Below are 16,643 nucleotides of genomic sequence, written 5' to 3'. Positions count from 1 at the left end.
TTTGGAGCGAATAGTTTTGGTTTTAGACCTCTTCGTGGAACTGGTGATGCTATTGCAAAAATACATGCTCATACAAGAGGTTTAAAGAGACTATATGTCTTTGAAGGAGATTTCAAATCTTGCTTTGATACTTTGAGTCATCAACATATATTGGATAAATTGGGTAATTTTCCCCTTAAAAAGGTAATCAAGAAATGGTTGGAAGCAGGGTATCTTGAAAATGATGTCTTTTATAGAACCAGAACGGGCACTCCTCAAGGAGGAATTATATCTCCATTGTTGGCCAATATTGCGCTTCATGGTATGGAAGAGGCACTTAATATCAAATATCGGAGAAGAATAAAGAACAATCGTTATTATTATTCAAATGAATCCAAATATGTTGTTATTAGGTACGCCGATGATTTTGTAGTATTGTGTAAGACATTGGATGATGCAGAATCCTTGTATGATTTGTTAGATGACTATTTGAATGAAAGAGGTTTAACCTTGGCTTCGGATAAAACAAGGATTACAAATCTATATGATGGTTTTGACTTTTTGGGATATAATATACGATGCTACAGAGGTAAAGATCGTGATAAGGTACTTATTAAAGCATCTAATGACAGTATCAAATCTTTTATGCACAAGGCCAAAGTCATCATTCGCAATTGCTACCCATGGAATCTTGAAGAGAGTATTACTCGCCTCAACTATTTAATTAATTGGGACTGGTAATTACTGGAAGAGAGGTTCAAATAAGAAATTGTTCAGTAAAATGGATAATTATATCTTTAGACTCTCGATGAGACAAATCAAAAGATGATATCCTAATAAATCTACTAAATGGAGAGTTAAGAAACATTTTAAAGCATCTGAACATCCCGGTCATAATGATAGATGGACTTTTACTGACCCTAAAACTGGTAGCCAAGTGGATAAAATGTCATGGATTAATATCCAATATCATAAATGCATTAAATATTGGGCTTCACCTTATGACGTTGAATATGATGAATACTTCGATAAACGCTTGTTGAAAACACCTTTTGAATATTTATTTGGTTAACTCATATATAATAACTCCAGTTATCTATTGAAATAGTCGCTTACTTTCTTATAAAGTATGCTTGAGCCGAATAGTGCTGAAAACCACACGTTCGGTTCTTAGGAGAGGAAGGGAGAGCAATCTCTCTGACTTATCCGACTAGCTAAAAGCTTAAGCTATGATGTGCAATTTGTCCATGTCAAATGCAGAGTATCCGGAACAGGCCACATCAGATTGAGATTAAGACATAAAAAACATACTGGAGGAAACTGGATTAACAGAGATCCCGCTGCAGTAGCAGATACCACTTCAGGAAATGTCAGAGCAATCTGGTGTGAAGATGGTTATTTAATAGCTTATGACCCAAGTTGGATTTTTACAGACTTGTACAGTAGTTAATGTTAATATCAAATCTTTTTTTTCTTTTTTTACATAACTTTCATGTTTATTCATTCTAATACATATTTTAAATGGATTATATAAAGTTAAAATCATCATAATATATTTAAATAAAATCTATTAGAGTAATATTATGGACGAATATGATTTGTTAGTTAAAAATGGAAACATTGGAATTTATAACAGTTGCGAAGTAACTGAATTAGTTATTATAGAACCAAATGAAATGATTTATAATTTATATACTCTCTGTGTTTTCCAAGAAAAAAATGTCAGTCCTGAAAAACATAAATATGATAAAGGATTCTGTAATAAAATAAAAATTGATGAAAATCATTCAATTGGAATTTTTCAATATGAATTAAAGTTAACTGAAATTAAAGAGAATTTTGAAAAACTTATCCATAACTATAAATGGATTTCTAATCGTGAAGGTGAGTATTTTATTAATGATAATGATTTAAGAAGACTTAACAAACAATTCATCCAAGCTAAAGGGGAAAATAGGTTAAATTATATTTTAAAAAATAATTTTTATTCTGGTTCATATATTTTAGAATTTTTTGATGAAAAAAAGCAGTTTGAATTTCTTACAAGAAATGAAGAACATTTTGAAAGAATATCTAATAAAATTAACAAACATGTCCCTATAAATTTATTTAAAATAAGAGATAGGTTAGGGAACTTTATTTTTCAATTTCCAGTAAATATATTAAATGTTAAAACAAATGTTGCATCAGACTCATGGGAATCAGTAAATTTTAATATAGATTGGCATTATTTAATTAAAGATAAAATTCCTGATTGTATTTTAGAAGTCAATTCTATATTGGATAATAATTATATTGGCAACACTTTTGAAGAATACAATAAAAATGATTCTCAAGTTGTTCTCACGGGAAATGTGGATTCTTTAGTAAATATTAAAATTTGGAGAAAAAATCCAAAATTATTATTATATTCTGATTCCAGTTATTATATTAAGAATTTTGGACTATTTACATTTTTAGATGTTCAAAGGAAAAGATATTTTATCAACGACGATGAAAAAGAGTTTATAAGTTTAAAATCAAAAGATTATGAACCGATAATTAAAAAACAAGAATATTATCAATATATCGAAAACTCAATTGGAATTAAAGAAAAGATTGAACTAGAAAATACATTATCATTTAAGCAATATACTCCAGAACACGATAAATTAGAAGGATTATCAGATTTGAGAAGGTTAATTAATGAAAATGGTATGGATGGCGTGTATTTGTGGGATCCTTATTTAAGTTTCAACGAAATAATTAATACCTTATTTTATTGTCCTTTTGAAGGTGTTGAATTGCGAGCATTAGGAGCTATAAAACGAGATGTAATAAGAATATACTTTAGTAATTTAATTGAAAATAAATTTAAAAGAATGTCTGAAACTATTGAATCTGTTTCAAATAATTCTTTAACAGAAGATGATTTTTCATGTTTCATTTTATCATTACAAGAGAATTTAGATGATATTAATGAATATTTAAGTTGTGATGATGATTCAAAATGGGTTAATGAACAAAAAAATTTATTTTCAAATTTAGACAGTAATTTTAAAGGTTTGAATTTAGAATTCCGAGTTCAAAAGGGTAATGGGGCACATGATAGATTTTTGATTTTTCCAGGAAATTCAAAAACTTATAAACAACCTAAAGTTTACTCACTTGGAACATCAATAAATTCATTTGGACGAAATTATCATATATTGCAAGAAGTTTTACACCCTCAGGCAGTTGTAAGGGAATTTGATAAAATTTGGGATGAATCAAAGGAGAATTCAATATGGAAGTATCCAGAATGATTAAAAATTTGGAAGATTATAATCAAATTTCATCAGATAATGAGTTAGATTTAATAATTGGGGATTTATCTAAATTTTCTTTTGAAGATTTTATTTATATTGATTATGTTGGTAATAATGAAAGTTTAGATATACGGGAGTTATTTAGAAAATTAATTGATAAAATTGATTCTGAGATTAATGAAGAATCTATTGAAAAAAAGGTAGCTATTGTTAAATCACTAATTTCAATATTTCAAAAGGGACTTACTGAGTTTAATTTAGTTTATTTTTTTATATTTTTATATGCAAATAGTCAGATAAAATTGGATATTGGTGACTTGGCTGATAAATATGATTTAAACGATGGATTCAATGAAATTCTTATAAAAATATTTGAAATTTTGGATAATATTAAAATTCAAGTTGATGACGATGCCCTATCTATGTATTTTGATAAATTAAATGTTTTTAATGAGGAAAAAACTTTGGTTACTTCTTTAAGGCAAATAGATTTTGAAAAATATAATCCATTACTAAAAAATAATAAATTTTTCTTACCTAATCATTTTTATCAAATGATTGAAGTATTACAAGAATATAATTTAGAATTATTTGAAAAGTTATTAACTTCAGATAATGCATTTACATTGGTTTTAATTATAAAATGTATGTCTTTTAAACAAATAAATGCATTTTTTATAAATCATAATGAAATTAAAGAAAAAACATTACTTTGTTTTTTAATGAAATATTTAAGAATTTCTTCAGAAGATAGAAAGAATTATCAGGACATTATTGTAGATATGTGTATTCTCTTGTATCAATTGAATAAAACTCTATTTGAAGAATTAATGGATATGTTTATGTATAATGAATTTTTCAATGAAGTAATGGGATTAATGCTTTGCGAATTGCCTGAAGAAGATATTAGCATTTTAATTGAAACAATTCCATTGAGTGATAATATTCATTGGATTGGTGTTAGGACAAAAATGTTGGATAAATGTAGGAATTGTGAAAAGTCTAACTATATACTTGAGGTGGTTCATAAAAAGTGGAATGATTATCTTTTAAATTCTTTTAATGAAAAAGAAAGAGCTTTGAATATTCTTTGCACAGATTTTTGTAATTTTATTGTATCTTATTATCTCCGTAAATATGATGATGAAAAATTATTAGATTCAATGAAAGATTTATTTATTAAAATTAGAAACTTGGATTGTGAGTGGTCGTATAATATTACACATCATAGAAATAAATTTTTTGCATATTACTCTAAATTATTTATTTTAAGTGTAATTTATGGATTTAATGAGTTGGATGATGCTGAAATTAAAGTGTTGTATAATGAATTTTATGAGAATCATGTTTTATTTAAAAAATTTTTAGATAAACGGACTGAAAACTTTTTAGATAGATTTGAAGAGAATGTAATGGGAGAATTATAGTTTAAAAAAGATTTTAAATTTAAATATCATCAAAACAAATATTTAATAATTGCTAAATAGCTATGACTAATTTAATGGAGATAATATAATATTATGAATATGAATTTTATTGAATGGGAAATGTTGGAAAATCCTATAGGCATATGTTTATTAAATGGAGAATATATTTTAGAAAATAACATTAATTTATTTAATATAACTTTTAAAAGAAATGAGGATTATGAGTTAATTGGAATATTAAATGGTTTTATGGATGAAATTATTGGAAGTAAAATCGATAATTTTTTTAAATCTATTAAAAATAACAAAATTGTTATTAAATCATTATGTGGGGATATGGATATTGTATTTCGATATAATGTTAAAAATTATAATTATAATCAAGTTTATTATACTATAAAATTAGATATTTTATATTTAAATATGGGTGAAATTGATAAAGAAAATTTAGAATGGATATCTAGATGGTATATTAATGGATCTGATCTGATTTTACTAAGAGATCCGACTTATACTTTCGAAAATGGTTCTAAATATAAAAGATTAAATGATGATGCAGAGTTAATTATTAATACGGATTGGGAATTTAATCATTTTGTTTCTAGTTATTTTCTTGTTAAACCTGAAACTTTAAATCCGTTTATTGTATCAAAAATTTCAAGTAAATTCAACCCTATTTGGTCTGGAAAGATGAGTATTGATTTTTTTAGGGAATGGGGTTTTCACAATAAAGAACAAATAAATGTGATTGAAAAAATTTTATCATTCATGTTTGGAAGGTCATTAATCGATATTGGTGAAAGTCATTTTGATAAAAAGGGTAATTTAATTTATTTTAAGGCGTATTCTCCGAGAATTTCTCGTACGATTAATTTAAGACATATTTGTGAAAGAGGAGCTAATTGCCCAATAGTTTATCCATTTTTTGAAATGCATCATGAAAAAGATTTAGCTTTCCTAATTGATCAATGTGAACAAAGTAATGTAAATTATCTCAATGTGTTCAATTATTTAAAAGAGTCTTTTAATTTATCTTCAATGTCTGAAATTGTTTTAATTGCAGGGGCATTAGAATTTTTAGCTGAAGATTGGCTAAAATATAACTCTACAGGAAAACATGAGCATATGCCTCAAGAAGAATTTGAAAATTTAATTTCTGATGAATTAAGTAACATTTATCAAAAATTTAATCAATATGGGATTGAAAGAATTGATGATATAATGGAAAATATTATGGGAGCATATAAAAAACAAGGCTCAAAAAAATTAGATTTATTTTTTGATGAGTTAAATATTAAATTAGGGAAAATAGAAAAATCTGCAATACATTATAGGCACGCTCCTGCTCACGGTAAAGTAATGGAATTAAATATGATAAGAAAATTTACATTAAGGACAATATCTTATAGATTATTATTAAATAGAAGCATTTTGAAATCTTTAAATTTTGAAGGGGAATATTGGGATCTTTTTTCTAAATCTTATAAAAATCTAGATGAATCAATTGATAAGAAAGATTTTAATAAAGTACTAAATTCAGTAAAATTTTTAGAAGATATTTAATATTAATCATAGCTATTAACTATTCAAAACTTATTTTTGAAACCTTTTTCATATTTCTTCTTTTTTTAACTCAAGAATATTATTAATGAATTGTCTTTTCATCTTTTCAAAATTGGTATTGTCAGTAGTCATTGTATGAATATAAATAGCATCTAAAAATTCTTTGAAATATTTAATATTTAACATTCTACCTGCATTTTTAAAATAGAACTCATATATCTTACTATAGTTGATAATTTTATATTCCTCACCACATTCATAAATATCAAGATTTATTTGGTTGTAATCTGGTGCGAAAATATAAAAATTCGATTCTTTGTCCTTATAATGTTTATGTGCATATTTAACATATTTGCTTAATTGGCTTTCTTTTTTTCCAGAGGATTTGGATTTTTCACCGTTAATCTTTGATTTGATTTTGTTTTCAATAATTATTACTGAATCCTCATTTTCTATCAGCAAATCAATATTGTCTTTTTCACGGACAATGCCATAATTAATTTTAAAATCGCCAATACCTAAAACTTCTTTTACAAAATCTATAAAAACATCTTTTTTATGACTGAAAATGTATGAAAAAAGATTGGAAATAACTAATTCATCATCTTCTTTTTTGATTACAGATAAAAACCCTTCGTGTGATTCATATGTGTAAATTTCATCCAAATCAATTTTTATAGTTGTATTTTCCTCATTCCAAATTTCTGAATCATTTAACAACTTTTTAAACACACCATAATCCTGTGGAAATTCATTTTCAAAATAATACATTTTCAAACTTTGTGTTGAAAAATGTTTTTCTGGTAAAAAATAATGATTTTCATATTTATATCGTTTGGATTCTTCTTCAATGATGAATACTGGTTTTTTGACTGTTCTCAACTTATCTGTTTTAAATGTTAGTAGAAGTTCAGTATTCCCATTTTGGTAAATATCAGATAATAAAACATTTCCGTAAGTAATGTGATGGTCTTTAATATATTCAATCTGTTCTTTGATCTCTTCTTTAAAATTATTTTTCTTATAATAAATTTGTTGAAGATCTTCTGCCTTTGCAACTACTTCTAAAACTCCCTTTTCAACATATTTAACTAGGAGAACGGCTTCAACAGAATCATTAGATTTTTTATTTATATCTCCGCTCTGATTTATATAAATATAATTGGACCCATTATCGTCCTTAAATAGATTTATAACTTCATGCCCAATATTTTCATCCAAATAGCTTCCAGCATACATCCTATTTAAAATTATTGTATTCATTATTGCACCTATTAATCTTAATCAAATTCAAAAACAAGAGGCAAATGATCGCTTAAAGTAATCCATTCTCCTTTGTCTAAAATTTCAAATTTATTTGGTAAATTATCATCAGGTTTTCTCCAGAAATCAATTAGTTCTGTTTTTTTAATTATTTCTTCATTGGCGTAGAAATAATCCAGATAGAAAGGTACATTCAAATGTTTAGCTTGGAAAAAGGTAAATTTACTTTCTTTTCCATTTTCTTCACCAGATAATTTATGATATAAGCTATATAATCCTTTGCTGTTTAATTTCACATCAAGATTAGTATGATCCTTAGCATTGCCGTTTTTATCTTTAGCTCTGTGCTTATGGTTGAATACAGCATTGCTGTTGAAGTCTCCGCACATGATGAGATTTTCATCAAATAATTTTTCATGATTTGCATCAAAATAGTCATGAATCATTTCTATATATTTTGGCATTGCCCAAACACATAACAGGTTAAAGGAATCATTGACTCTCAAAGGAATGAAATTTTTAAAATCTTCATTCAATCCTTCAATTTTTTCTAATTTGACATTTTCCTTTGCAAATATTCCAAGACCTTTGTAATGATAATCTCCAATCCAATAATAATTATCTCCTGCAAAATCCTCTACTGTTTTTTTGTAGTTTTTATACTTTGGTTTAGGGTCTCGAGGATTTTCACATTCACAAATCACGTAAATATCTGCATCCACATAATTTTCAGAATTCTCATCAGTAATGGAGATTATTTTTTCCCTAAAATTCATATTGCAGTTCCAGCTGACTATTTTCATATTTCTCACCTATATAAAATCTCTTTTTGACCTTGCTTCTATGCCGAACTTATTATACATTTCTCTTGTATCCTCATTGGATTCAATAGCAAGATATTTGTCCGGATCATCTCCATGAGTTGGTAAAACTGCTTTTTCAAGCCAATATCTTTTAAGTTCAGGTGGCCTTTTACCAAAATTCCAATAGGATTCGTCAATTTTTAAATCAGTATTTTCCTCAATATGTTTAATCGAATCAAAAGAAGTATAATAATGACTTGCCGTGATTAGAATCACATAATTGTCCTTGATTTTATTTACCAATTCATGCTCATACTGACGGTTATAAATCTTTTGTGGTAATCTGTCATATCTTATTTTCCATGAATTGGAAATGAGAGTGTAGTTTAAATCTAAAAGAATGATTTTATCTTTTGGAATTGGAAGCTTATCTTTTAAAATTATTTCATTTTCTTTTTCATCAATTAGTTTTTGACCACAGTTCAGGCAATATTTTTCATCAGCTTTGTTTTCTGTCTGGCATGCAGGACATGTATTGTACTCAGTCATCTTCACCATCCTCTTTTTGTAAATAAACCTGTCTGAATAAATCTACGGCATACTCAATTTCATCTTTGGAGTTTAATATTAATTCATAATTCGCTTTTGCACCTGTTGAGATATTTGAAATATCTCTTGTTTTGTTTTCAATGTCTTTAAGGTCATCTGTATGGTAATGGATTTTTGCAGGATTATCAAGACGGAAAATACATGCTATCTGATTATTTACCCTAAAAGACACTGCTTTAACTAAATATATTAACTTTATATCATCAAATTCGCCCATAACCTTTTCTTTAAAGTTAATGTATAATTCGCATATTTCTTGAGGCTTGTCAGATAATATTTTTTCTTCTGTTAATTCTAGCTCTTCAGGCTCAGTCATTAACTCTTTAGTTTCGCCTGTTTTCATATTTTTATAAATCACTTTACCATCATCATATAGGGATATTTCCCAAATCTCAAAATTGTTATTGGTATTTGGTTTGGAGTGAATTCATGACCAATAATCATTATATGTGTATTTTCAAAGTCAATGTCATTTCTGTTATCTAAACGGTCTGCAAAGTATTCTGGATTATTTTTAACTAAATCATAATATTCCTGTGCTTGATTTATAACATTTAAATTTAATTCATTTTTATATTCGATGATTATGAACGTCTTTGTTTTTTCATCAAATGCGAGATTGTCTATTCTTAATTTGTTAAGCTGTATTTCTGAAGCGACAAATTCAAGGTCAAATAAGTTTTTTAAATTCCTTTCGGTTAATTTATGAAGGGTATACTCGCTGTCAAATTTTATCTTTTTCATATGAATCATTTTATGAATAATCATATTTAAGCTTCATTATACTCACAAATTGCAAACATGTTATTTTAAAAGGTTAAATCAACAATATTAACCTCTAAGAATAACTATTCCAAAATAGCTTTCTAAAATCCTTTCATATATATCCCAGTTCAAAATCAGATATGATTTTCAAAAACCCTTCCGTTAATGTTAATGTCAATTAATTAAATCAAATCTAAAAAAGTAGCTATTAATATATGAACAATCATAACACATAATATCATCATTGTTAGGATTTTTTAATGCAAAAACATTACCATCATAGTCAATTCCATCAGTTTTAAATTCAGCATAGTGTTTTTGAAATTTTTGAGTAATTTGGTGAACTATTTCAAAATCAACAGCTTTTTTATCGAGGTTAATTATCGGAATTTCTATTTCAATACCAATGAAATTTTTTTTAGCATGTGTTGGTTTTATGAACTTATCATATAATTTATTTCTTACCATTTCCTCATTAATCATTAATTTCATCTCTAGTTACTGATTTTAAAAATTCATTCATTGCTTTTTCATGTTCAGGAGTAAAAATAAATTCATTTTCATGAGGATTACTTTCAAAAATGACATTTCCATCAATTAATGCAAATAATTTATTTATCTCTACATGTTGCCAATTTTCATCATCACTTACAGGAGTTGATGCTATCAACAATCCATCATCATTTCTTAAATAATGTAAAGAATCCTTCATGTTAGAATGAATATAAGTCATATCTCCATCATAAATCATCAAATTAAGTTTGTTGTTTTTTGATAACTCTTCAACAATTCCAGATAAAAGAGTAAATCTTTCTTTTATTGTTGAAAGAGATCCTTTGTCTTTTTCAAATTCATTGATTTTATCAATAATATAAAGTAATATTCGCTCAGAATCAGTGTCACCACTTTCTTTATCTATATATTTATCAAGCTTGGGACAATCGAATATGGTTCCATTATGAATTAACATCCATGACCGGTTATTATCATCAGCTTCAGTAAATGGGTGGCAATTGGGAGATATAATTTCACCCATTGTGGCCAGCCTGATGTGAGCGAATACATTCTTTCCAACAACAGGATGAGACAATATGTTCTTTAAATGTTGACTACATGTTGCTTTGATTGGTTCTTTATCTATGAAAACTTCATCAGATTGGACATTAGCTAATCCCCATCCATGTGGATGATCTTCTGAGTGTTCATAAAAACATTTAAGACATTGGTTTACTTGTTTCAGCGTATTTGAATTAAAACAAAAAATTTCACACATATTGATCCCTCCCATTATTAATATCACAATAGTTATATTATGATAACAATTGTTATATATTTTTTAGTATATAAATATTATTAAATATGAAAAGAAGTTCATAGAAATGAGATAAAAAATAGCATTATTAACTATTTTTGCCAAAAGTATTGGTCTTTAAAAATACCAAAATTAACTTCCAATTCATGAAATCCATTACACTCTATTTATAAGCACCATTCAAATAATAATCCATATACTGCTTGTTTTTCAATATCACCATTAACCATAAACATTCAATAAATACTCACATCGTTAAACTGAACAAGATTCATATTATAATATTATTCATCGTAAATAGCTACATATGGTCTAATGGCAAATAACAATAGTTACAGTATCACTACCCTACCTAAAAGAAAAAATATCCATACAGCAGGATAACCATTATTAAAACTACATAATTGAGATAATCTTTTTATCTTTAAATCACCAATTAATAGTATATTCAAAAAATTATTAAAGGTTTTGATAAAATGTCTTCTGAAAATTACCAATATATGAAACCTTACGGTGATGAAGGTATAAAAATAATCGAAGAAATGAATGAACATCACAAGGACATAACCGAATTTGCTTTGGATTGCATTGACATTGATGATAATGATAAGATAATTGACCTCGGATGTGGTGGAGGAGCCAACATTGAAAAATTTCTCAAATTAACTAAAAATAATGTTGATGGCCTTGATTACTCTGAAGTGTCTGTATCCCAATCCATTAAAAAAAATCAGGAAGCAATTGACAATAATAGATGTGAAATTATTCAAGCTGATGTTAGTGATATTCCTATTGCTGATGGACAGTATGACCTGGCTTCTGCATTTGAAACCATTTATTTCTGGCCAAATATTGAAAATGCATTTAAAGAAGTTTCAAGAATTATCAAACCTAATGGAAGATTTATGATTGCACAGGAAACCGATGGTAACAATCCCGAAGATGAAACTTGGATACATAAAGTTGAAGGAATAAGAGTCTATACTGCACCAGAATTAAAGGAATATTTACTTAATGCTGGTTTTAAAAGTGTTGAATCATTTAAAAAAGAAGGAGATTATATCTTAGTTGTAATTGCACAAAAATGAGGAAAAACAATGTATATTCGAAGAGCAACACCTGAAGATTTTGATAAAATTATGGGCATTTATAAAATAGCGCAGAATATAATGATTGAATCTGGAAACCCTACACAGTGGGGACATACCAATCCTAAAAAAGAAACAGTAAAAGAAGACATCAAAAAGAAAATTAGCTATTTAATTTGCGATGATGAAAATATTTATGGTGTTTTCGTAATTGTTGAAGGTGATGAACCAACATATAAAGTTATAGAAAATGGTAATTGGCTCAATAATGAAGAATACATCACAATACATAGAATTGCAAGTAATGGAGCTAAAAAAGGTGTTTTTAAGTGTTTAATTAATTATTGCAAAAGCAAATCAAATAATATTAGAATAGACACTCACAATGACAATAAGATTATGCAAAAATTAATAGAAAGAAATGGTTTTAAAAAATGTGGGAGAATTTATGTTGCAGACGGATCTCCCAGAATTGCTTATCAATGGTTAAAAGAATGAAGTTTAGTAATTATTCTAAACTCATTTCTAATTTAATATTACCATTTCCTAAAATATCTTTTAACTGATTTGAATCCATATTTTTGATTTTACTCAATTTTGTATAATTCCAAGAATGAGAATCATAAAACAAGGATATTTGATTACCTTGATATAACACAATATCACCAGGAGAAGTATTGATGTTTTCATCATTTGTTGGAAGTGAAAATCCCAAATCACTTACTTTTTCAAAATTACCATAATCAGTTGCATTTACAGTAATATTACCCTTTTTTAATTTGCTTATTAATTCTTGAGTAGCGGAGTTATTTTCTAATTCCACATCAAAAGAAAAGTCATTAATTTTAAGTTTTATAGGTTCCATTGTATTTTCAGCATTAACCACTGAAAATGTAAGGAAAACTAATAAAAATAAAATAAAAAGTATTTCTTTAATATTCATAAAAAATATTTATCAAATTTGATTATTTAAACTATTGTTTAAAAATATAAAAAATAGAAAAAAAGAAGTTATAATAACTCTTTTCTTAAATCGATTGTGTCTTTTAAATCTGGTCCAGTAGATATAATAGTTACTGGCACACCAGTTGCAGATTGAATATCATCGATGAAAGCTTTAGTTTCAGCAGATAAATCATCATAATCTTGGGTTCTTGCACAATCAGGATATAATTTGTCAACACAAGTTAAAGCAATTTGAGTTGCACCATTAATCCTACAAGATTCTTTTGCAAGATCCATGTCAAAGTATCCTATTCTTCTACGACGTCCAGTTACAACACCGTATTCTTCCCATCCATGACTTTCAGCTTCTTCTTGAGACATTTCGGTTGGGAATGGTCCTTCACCAACACGAGAAATATAAGATTTAAATACATTAATGACTTCATCTACTTTAGTTGGTCCAACACCCACATCTGCAGCGAATGTAGATGCAGTAGTGTCTTTACTGGTTACGAATGGGTAACTTCCGTAATAAAGAGAAAGAGCAAAACCTTGAGATCCTTCAATAAATACATCTTTACCTTCATCAATAGCTTCATTACAAGCAACTGAAACATCAGTAATGTAATCTTCAAGTTCTGGAATGTCACGAGCTAAATCAATAGTTCTTAATACTCTATCAGAATTTGCTGGTCCGCAGCCAGACCCGGTACTTCCTATTTTTTTAGCTAAATGTTCGGAAGCTTTGTCTCTGTTCATGTGTTCTTCATTGATGATAGCACATCTATGGTCAACACACATCCTTTCTTTTACATTGTATTTCTTTAAATCTTCAAATTCTTTAAATAAAACATCCGGATTTACTAAAACTCCTGCTCCAATCATGAGTTTAGCACCAGTATGTACAAAACCAGATGGAGTTAATCTTAAACCATATTTTTCCCCGTTAAATTCAACAGAATGTCCTGCATTCGGACCTACTCCCGCACGAGCAATAATATCTGGTTTATCGTTGTCACAAAGGTAAGTGATACATTTTCCTTTACCTTCATCACCCCATGCTCCACCAACTAAAATATTACAAGTCATTTAAATAACTCCTTAAAACATCAATATTGAAAATTTTTTCATAAAATTTCCATAACAATATTATTATATTTTTTATAATTAAAAAGCTTTTGTAATAAATATATAAATAATATATCCAATAAAAATATAACGTAAATTTTAATTAAAATAATATTAGATATACAAGAACTTTCAAGATATTAAAAAAATAAATATTATCATGATTAATAAAGAGGCAATGAAATGAAGAAAAGATTATTGATTGTTGAAGATGAAGCTATTACTGCATTAGATTTAAAATACAGTTTAGAAGAATTAGGCTATGAAATAGTCGATACTGTTGATACTGGTCAAGACGCAATAAATACAGCTGCAGAAACAGTACCTGATATTGTCTTAATGGACATTAAATTAAAAGGAGACATGGAAGGAATTGAAGCAGCAGAAATAATCTCAGAATTAAGAATACCAATTGTTTATTTAACAGCAAACACTGATACTAATACATTCGAAAAATCAAATGTTAAAGGATCATATGGATTTATCTCAAAACCTTATGATATTAACAAATTAGATAAAACACTCCAAATCACTATTAAAAGAGCAGAATTAGAAGCTGATAAATTAAACGATGCAAGCGGATTTAAATAATTAGAATATTTAAGATTAACATGGATGGAATTGAACTTACAACACAAATTATGGATAGGCCGAAAATCTTAACTATAAGTTCTGATGAAATCCTATTAAATGATATAAAAGAATATCTTGAAGAAGCTAATTATGAGTTTAGAAAAACTGATTCAGATGTAATAAATATTAAAAATGCCCTTGAAAAATCACCTGATTTAATACTTTTAGATACTGATGAAAAAAATATTGATTTAGTCAAATTTTCAAAGTATATTGAAAGTTATAATATTCCACACATTGTTATCGTTGGAATGCTCTTTGATGAAATTTTAGATAAAGTGTTGGAAAGTTCACCATATAACTTTTTAATAAAAGATATTGATAAAGAGGAATTACAAAGATCAATAGCTGTTGCATTAAAAAAACATGCACAGAATACTCAAAATATTATTGATGCAAAAAATAAAGTAAATGAAAAGAAAAGCGAACTTATTATTGAAAAATCAAGTTCAATAGCTCTTTTAGCTTTATGTATTTTCTTAATTTTACTTGCTATTTTTACAAGAGATGCAACCTGGCTCCAATGGATTTTATTAATACCAACTGTATTTATGCTTATAAATGCATGTGCAAGTCTTAAAAAACAGGATGAACTTAAAAAAATTGAAGATGGAGACGAACTTCCTTTCGTAAGCATTTTCATCCCAGCACATAATGAAGAAAACACAATCAAAGCAACAGTTGAAAGCGTTGCAAATATTGATTATCATTATGATGGAAAGCCACAATACGAAATAATTGTTATAAATGACGGTTCTACAGACTTAACCGGAGAAATATTAAGCAGCATCAAAAACAATATCCCTCATCTTAAAATTATTACAAGACGCCCTCCTAGATCAGGAAAAGGTAAAGGATTTGTTTTAAATGATGCATTAACATTATCCAAAGGAGAAATCATTGGAGTATTTGATGCAGATACTCATGTTAAACCAAATTACTTAAAAACAATCATTCCTTATCTTCATGATGATATTGACGGTGTTCAATCAAGAGTTAAAATGTTTAATAAGAATGAAAACTACTTAGCTCGTATGCAACACTTAGAATTTGCAAGTTTCGGAAATACATTAATTGCAAAAGACAATTTGGGAAAAACCAGTTTTTTAGGTGGAAATGGACAATTTGTTAAAAAAGAATCAATCATTAAATGCGGCAGATGGGATGGATTTGCAGTAACTGAAGACTTGAACTTAGCTGTTAAAATCCTGATTGACGGTGGAAAAATTAACTACTGTGGAGAATGTGCAGTATATCAAGAAGCAATTCTCGATTGGAAATCATTATTCAAACAAAGAATTAGATGGGCAATTGGTAACTTCGAGACATTATTCATTTATTTCCCAGATATTTTAAAAGCAAAAATACCTATTGCAAAAAAACTTGGAATAATTGAGCATATTTCATTTTACAGTTTTAACTTACTCATATTCTTCGGATTCATTGTATCTATACTTAATATAATAACATGGTTCTTTTTAGGTAATATGATCGTTATTAAAATGGATGCACCAATAATCGTAGGTTTACTTTCATTTATTTCATTTTTCCCAGGAAACATTATTGCATTTTCAAGAGACAAACCTGGAATCATTACACTAATTAAAGACATATTTAAATATTATTTATACTCATATCACTTGATTCCACTATTCTTTATGACTATGGATAGCATGATAACAAGAAAAGAGAGAACATGGGCTAAAACAGTACATAAAGGTAGAAAACACCTTGATAGCTTTGAAGAAATACCTGAATCTAAACAGATTAGTTCAAATAATATAGAACCAATAAAATCAGATGAAGATAAATAAACATACCCCATTAACAATATAAACAAG

General features: G+C 27.4%; 18 protein-coding genes. 9 read left to right on the top strand and 9 right to left on the bottom strand.

The features are described from left to right. From MR875_07625 to MR875_07605, 5 genes are all read left to right on the top strand, one after another. A partial coding sequence (locus tag MR875_07625) for a reverse transcriptase domain-containing protein (protein MCI6994704.1) occupies positions 1–720 on the top strand: 720 nt, incomplete at its 5' end. Between the two features lie 493 nt (positions 721–1,213). Further along, on the top strand, positions 1,214–1,429 hold the full coding sequence (locus MR875_07620; protein MCI6994703.1) for a hypothetical protein: 216 nt from the start codon (positions 1,214–1,216) through the stop codon (positions 1,427–1,429). Positions 1,430–1,577: 148 nt separating this feature from the next. Next, complete coding sequence (locus tag MR875_07615; protein ID MCI6994702.1) at positions 1,578–3,263, top strand: VPA1262 family N-terminal domain-containing protein; 1,686 nt, start codon at positions 1,578–1,580, stop codon at positions 3,261–3,263. Further along, positions 3,245–4,693: a hypothetical protein gene (locus MR875_07610; GenBank protein MCI6994701.1), complete on the top strand. Its 1,449-nt coding sequence runs from the start codon at positions 3,245–3,247 to the stop codon at positions 4,691–4,693. The genes MR875_07615 and MR875_07610 overlap by 19 nt, the downstream gene beginning before the upstream one ends. Positions 4,694–4,792: 99 nt before the next feature. After that, the gene (locus MR875_07605; GenBank protein MCI6994700.1) at positions 4,793–6,256 is read left to right on the top strand and encodes a hypothetical protein; all 1,464 of its coding nucleotides are present in this window, start codon (positions 4,793–4,795) and stop codon (positions 6,254–6,256) included. A 48-nt stretch (positions 6,257–6,304) separates the two neighbouring features. On the opposite strand, the gene MR875_07600 is transcribed toward MR875_07605, so the two are convergent. From MR875_07600 to MR875_07570, 7 genes are all read right to left on the bottom strand, one after another. Next, positions 6,305–7,519, bottom strand: coding sequence for a PD-(D/E)XK nuclease family protein (locus tag MR875_07600; protein MCI6994699.1), 1,215 nt, complete (start codon positions 7,517–7,519; stop codon positions 6,305–6,307). Between the two features lie 17 nt (positions 7,520–7,536). Then, the gene (locus MR875_07595) at positions 7,537–8,322 is read right to left on the bottom strand and encodes a hypothetical protein (GenBank protein ID MCI6994698.1); all 786 of its coding nucleotides are present in this window, start codon (positions 8,320–8,322) and stop codon (positions 7,537–7,539) included. A gap of 9 nt (positions 8,323–8,331) precedes the next feature. Continuing rightward, on the bottom strand, positions 8,332–8,871 hold the full coding sequence (locus MR875_07590; protein MCI6994697.1) for a zinc ribbon domain-containing protein: 540 nt from the start codon (positions 8,869–8,871) through the stop codon (positions 8,332–8,334). Next, positions 8,864–9,274 (bottom strand): hypothetical protein, encoded by a 411-nt coding sequence (locus MR875_07585; GenBank protein ID MCI6994696.1) that lies wholly within the window; start codon positions 9,272–9,274, stop codon positions 8,864–8,866. Before MR875_07585 ends, MR875_07590 begins: the two co-directional genes overlap by 8 nt. A gap of 11 nt (positions 9,275–9,285) precedes the next feature. Further along, the gene (locus tag MR875_07580; GenBank protein ID MCI6994695.1) at positions 9,286–9,675 is read right to left on the bottom strand and encodes a hypothetical protein; all 390 of its coding nucleotides are present in this window, start codon (positions 9,673–9,675) and stop codon (positions 9,286–9,288) included. A gap of 195 nt (positions 9,676–9,870) precedes the next feature. Further along, positions 9,871–10,179 (bottom strand): hypothetical protein, encoded by a 309-nt coding sequence (locus tag MR875_07575; protein MCI6994694.1) that lies wholly within the window; start codon positions 10,177–10,179, stop codon positions 9,871–9,873. Beyond that, complete coding sequence (locus MR875_07570) at positions 10,172–10,969, bottom strand: class II glutamine amidotransferase (GenBank protein MCI6994693.1); 798 nt, start codon at positions 10,967–10,969, stop codon at positions 10,172–10,174. The genes MR875_07575 and MR875_07570 overlap by 8 nt, the downstream gene beginning before the upstream one ends. Before the next feature lie 515 nt (positions 10,970–11,484). On the opposite strand from MR875_07570, the gene MR875_07565 reads away from it, so the two are divergent. Next, entirely contained in the window at positions 11,485–12,096 is a 612-nt protein-coding gene (locus MR875_07565; protein MCI6994692.1) for a class I SAM-dependent methyltransferase, read from the top strand. A 9-nt stretch (positions 12,097–12,105) separates the two neighbouring features. Then, the gene (locus tag MR875_07560; protein MCI6994691.1) at positions 12,106–12,594 is read left to right on the top strand and encodes a hypothetical protein; all 489 of its coding nucleotides are present in this window, start codon (positions 12,106–12,108) and stop codon (positions 12,592–12,594) included. A gap of 10 nt (positions 12,595–12,604) precedes the next feature. Here the strand turns inward: MR875_07560 and MR875_07555 are convergent, their stop codons facing one another. Both MR875_07555 and MR875_07550 read right to left on the bottom strand, forming a co-directional pair. Beyond that, entirely contained in the window at positions 12,605–12,961 is a 357-nt protein-coding gene (locus MR875_07555; GenBank protein ID MCI6994690.1) for a cyclophilin-like fold protein, read from the bottom strand. A gap of 146 nt (positions 12,962–13,107) precedes the next feature. Beyond that, positions 13,108–14,130 (bottom strand): adenylosuccinate synthetase, encoded by a 1,023-nt coding sequence (locus MR875_07550; GenBank protein ID MCI6994689.1) that lies wholly within the window; start codon positions 14,128–14,130, stop codon positions 13,108–13,110. A gap of 222 nt (positions 14,131–14,352) precedes the next feature. On the opposite strand from MR875_07550, the gene MR875_07545 reads away from it, so the two are divergent. Then, positions 14,353–14,760 carry a response regulator gene (locus MR875_07545; protein MCI6994688.1) on the top strand — a complete coding sequence of 136 codons (408 nt, stop codon included), beginning with the start codon at positions 14,353–14,355 and terminating at the stop codon, positions 14,758–14,760. A gap of 20 nt (positions 14,761–14,780) precedes the next feature. Further along, on the top strand, positions 14,781–16,616 hold the full coding sequence (locus tag MR875_07540; GenBank protein MCI6994687.1) for a glycosyltransferase: 1,836 nt from the start codon (positions 14,781–14,783) through the stop codon (positions 16,614–16,616). Positions 16,617–16,643 lie beyond the last annotated feature (27 nt).

Origin of the sequence: Methanobrevibacter sp., assembly GCA_022775905.1 — an archaeon.
In the GTDB taxonomy this organism is placed as follows: domain Archaea; phylum Methanobacteriota; class Methanobacteria; order Methanobacteriales; family Methanobacteriaceae; genus Methanocatella.
Note: the sequence above shows the minus strand (reverse complement) of the source record. Positions and strands in the feature narration are given on the sequence as shown.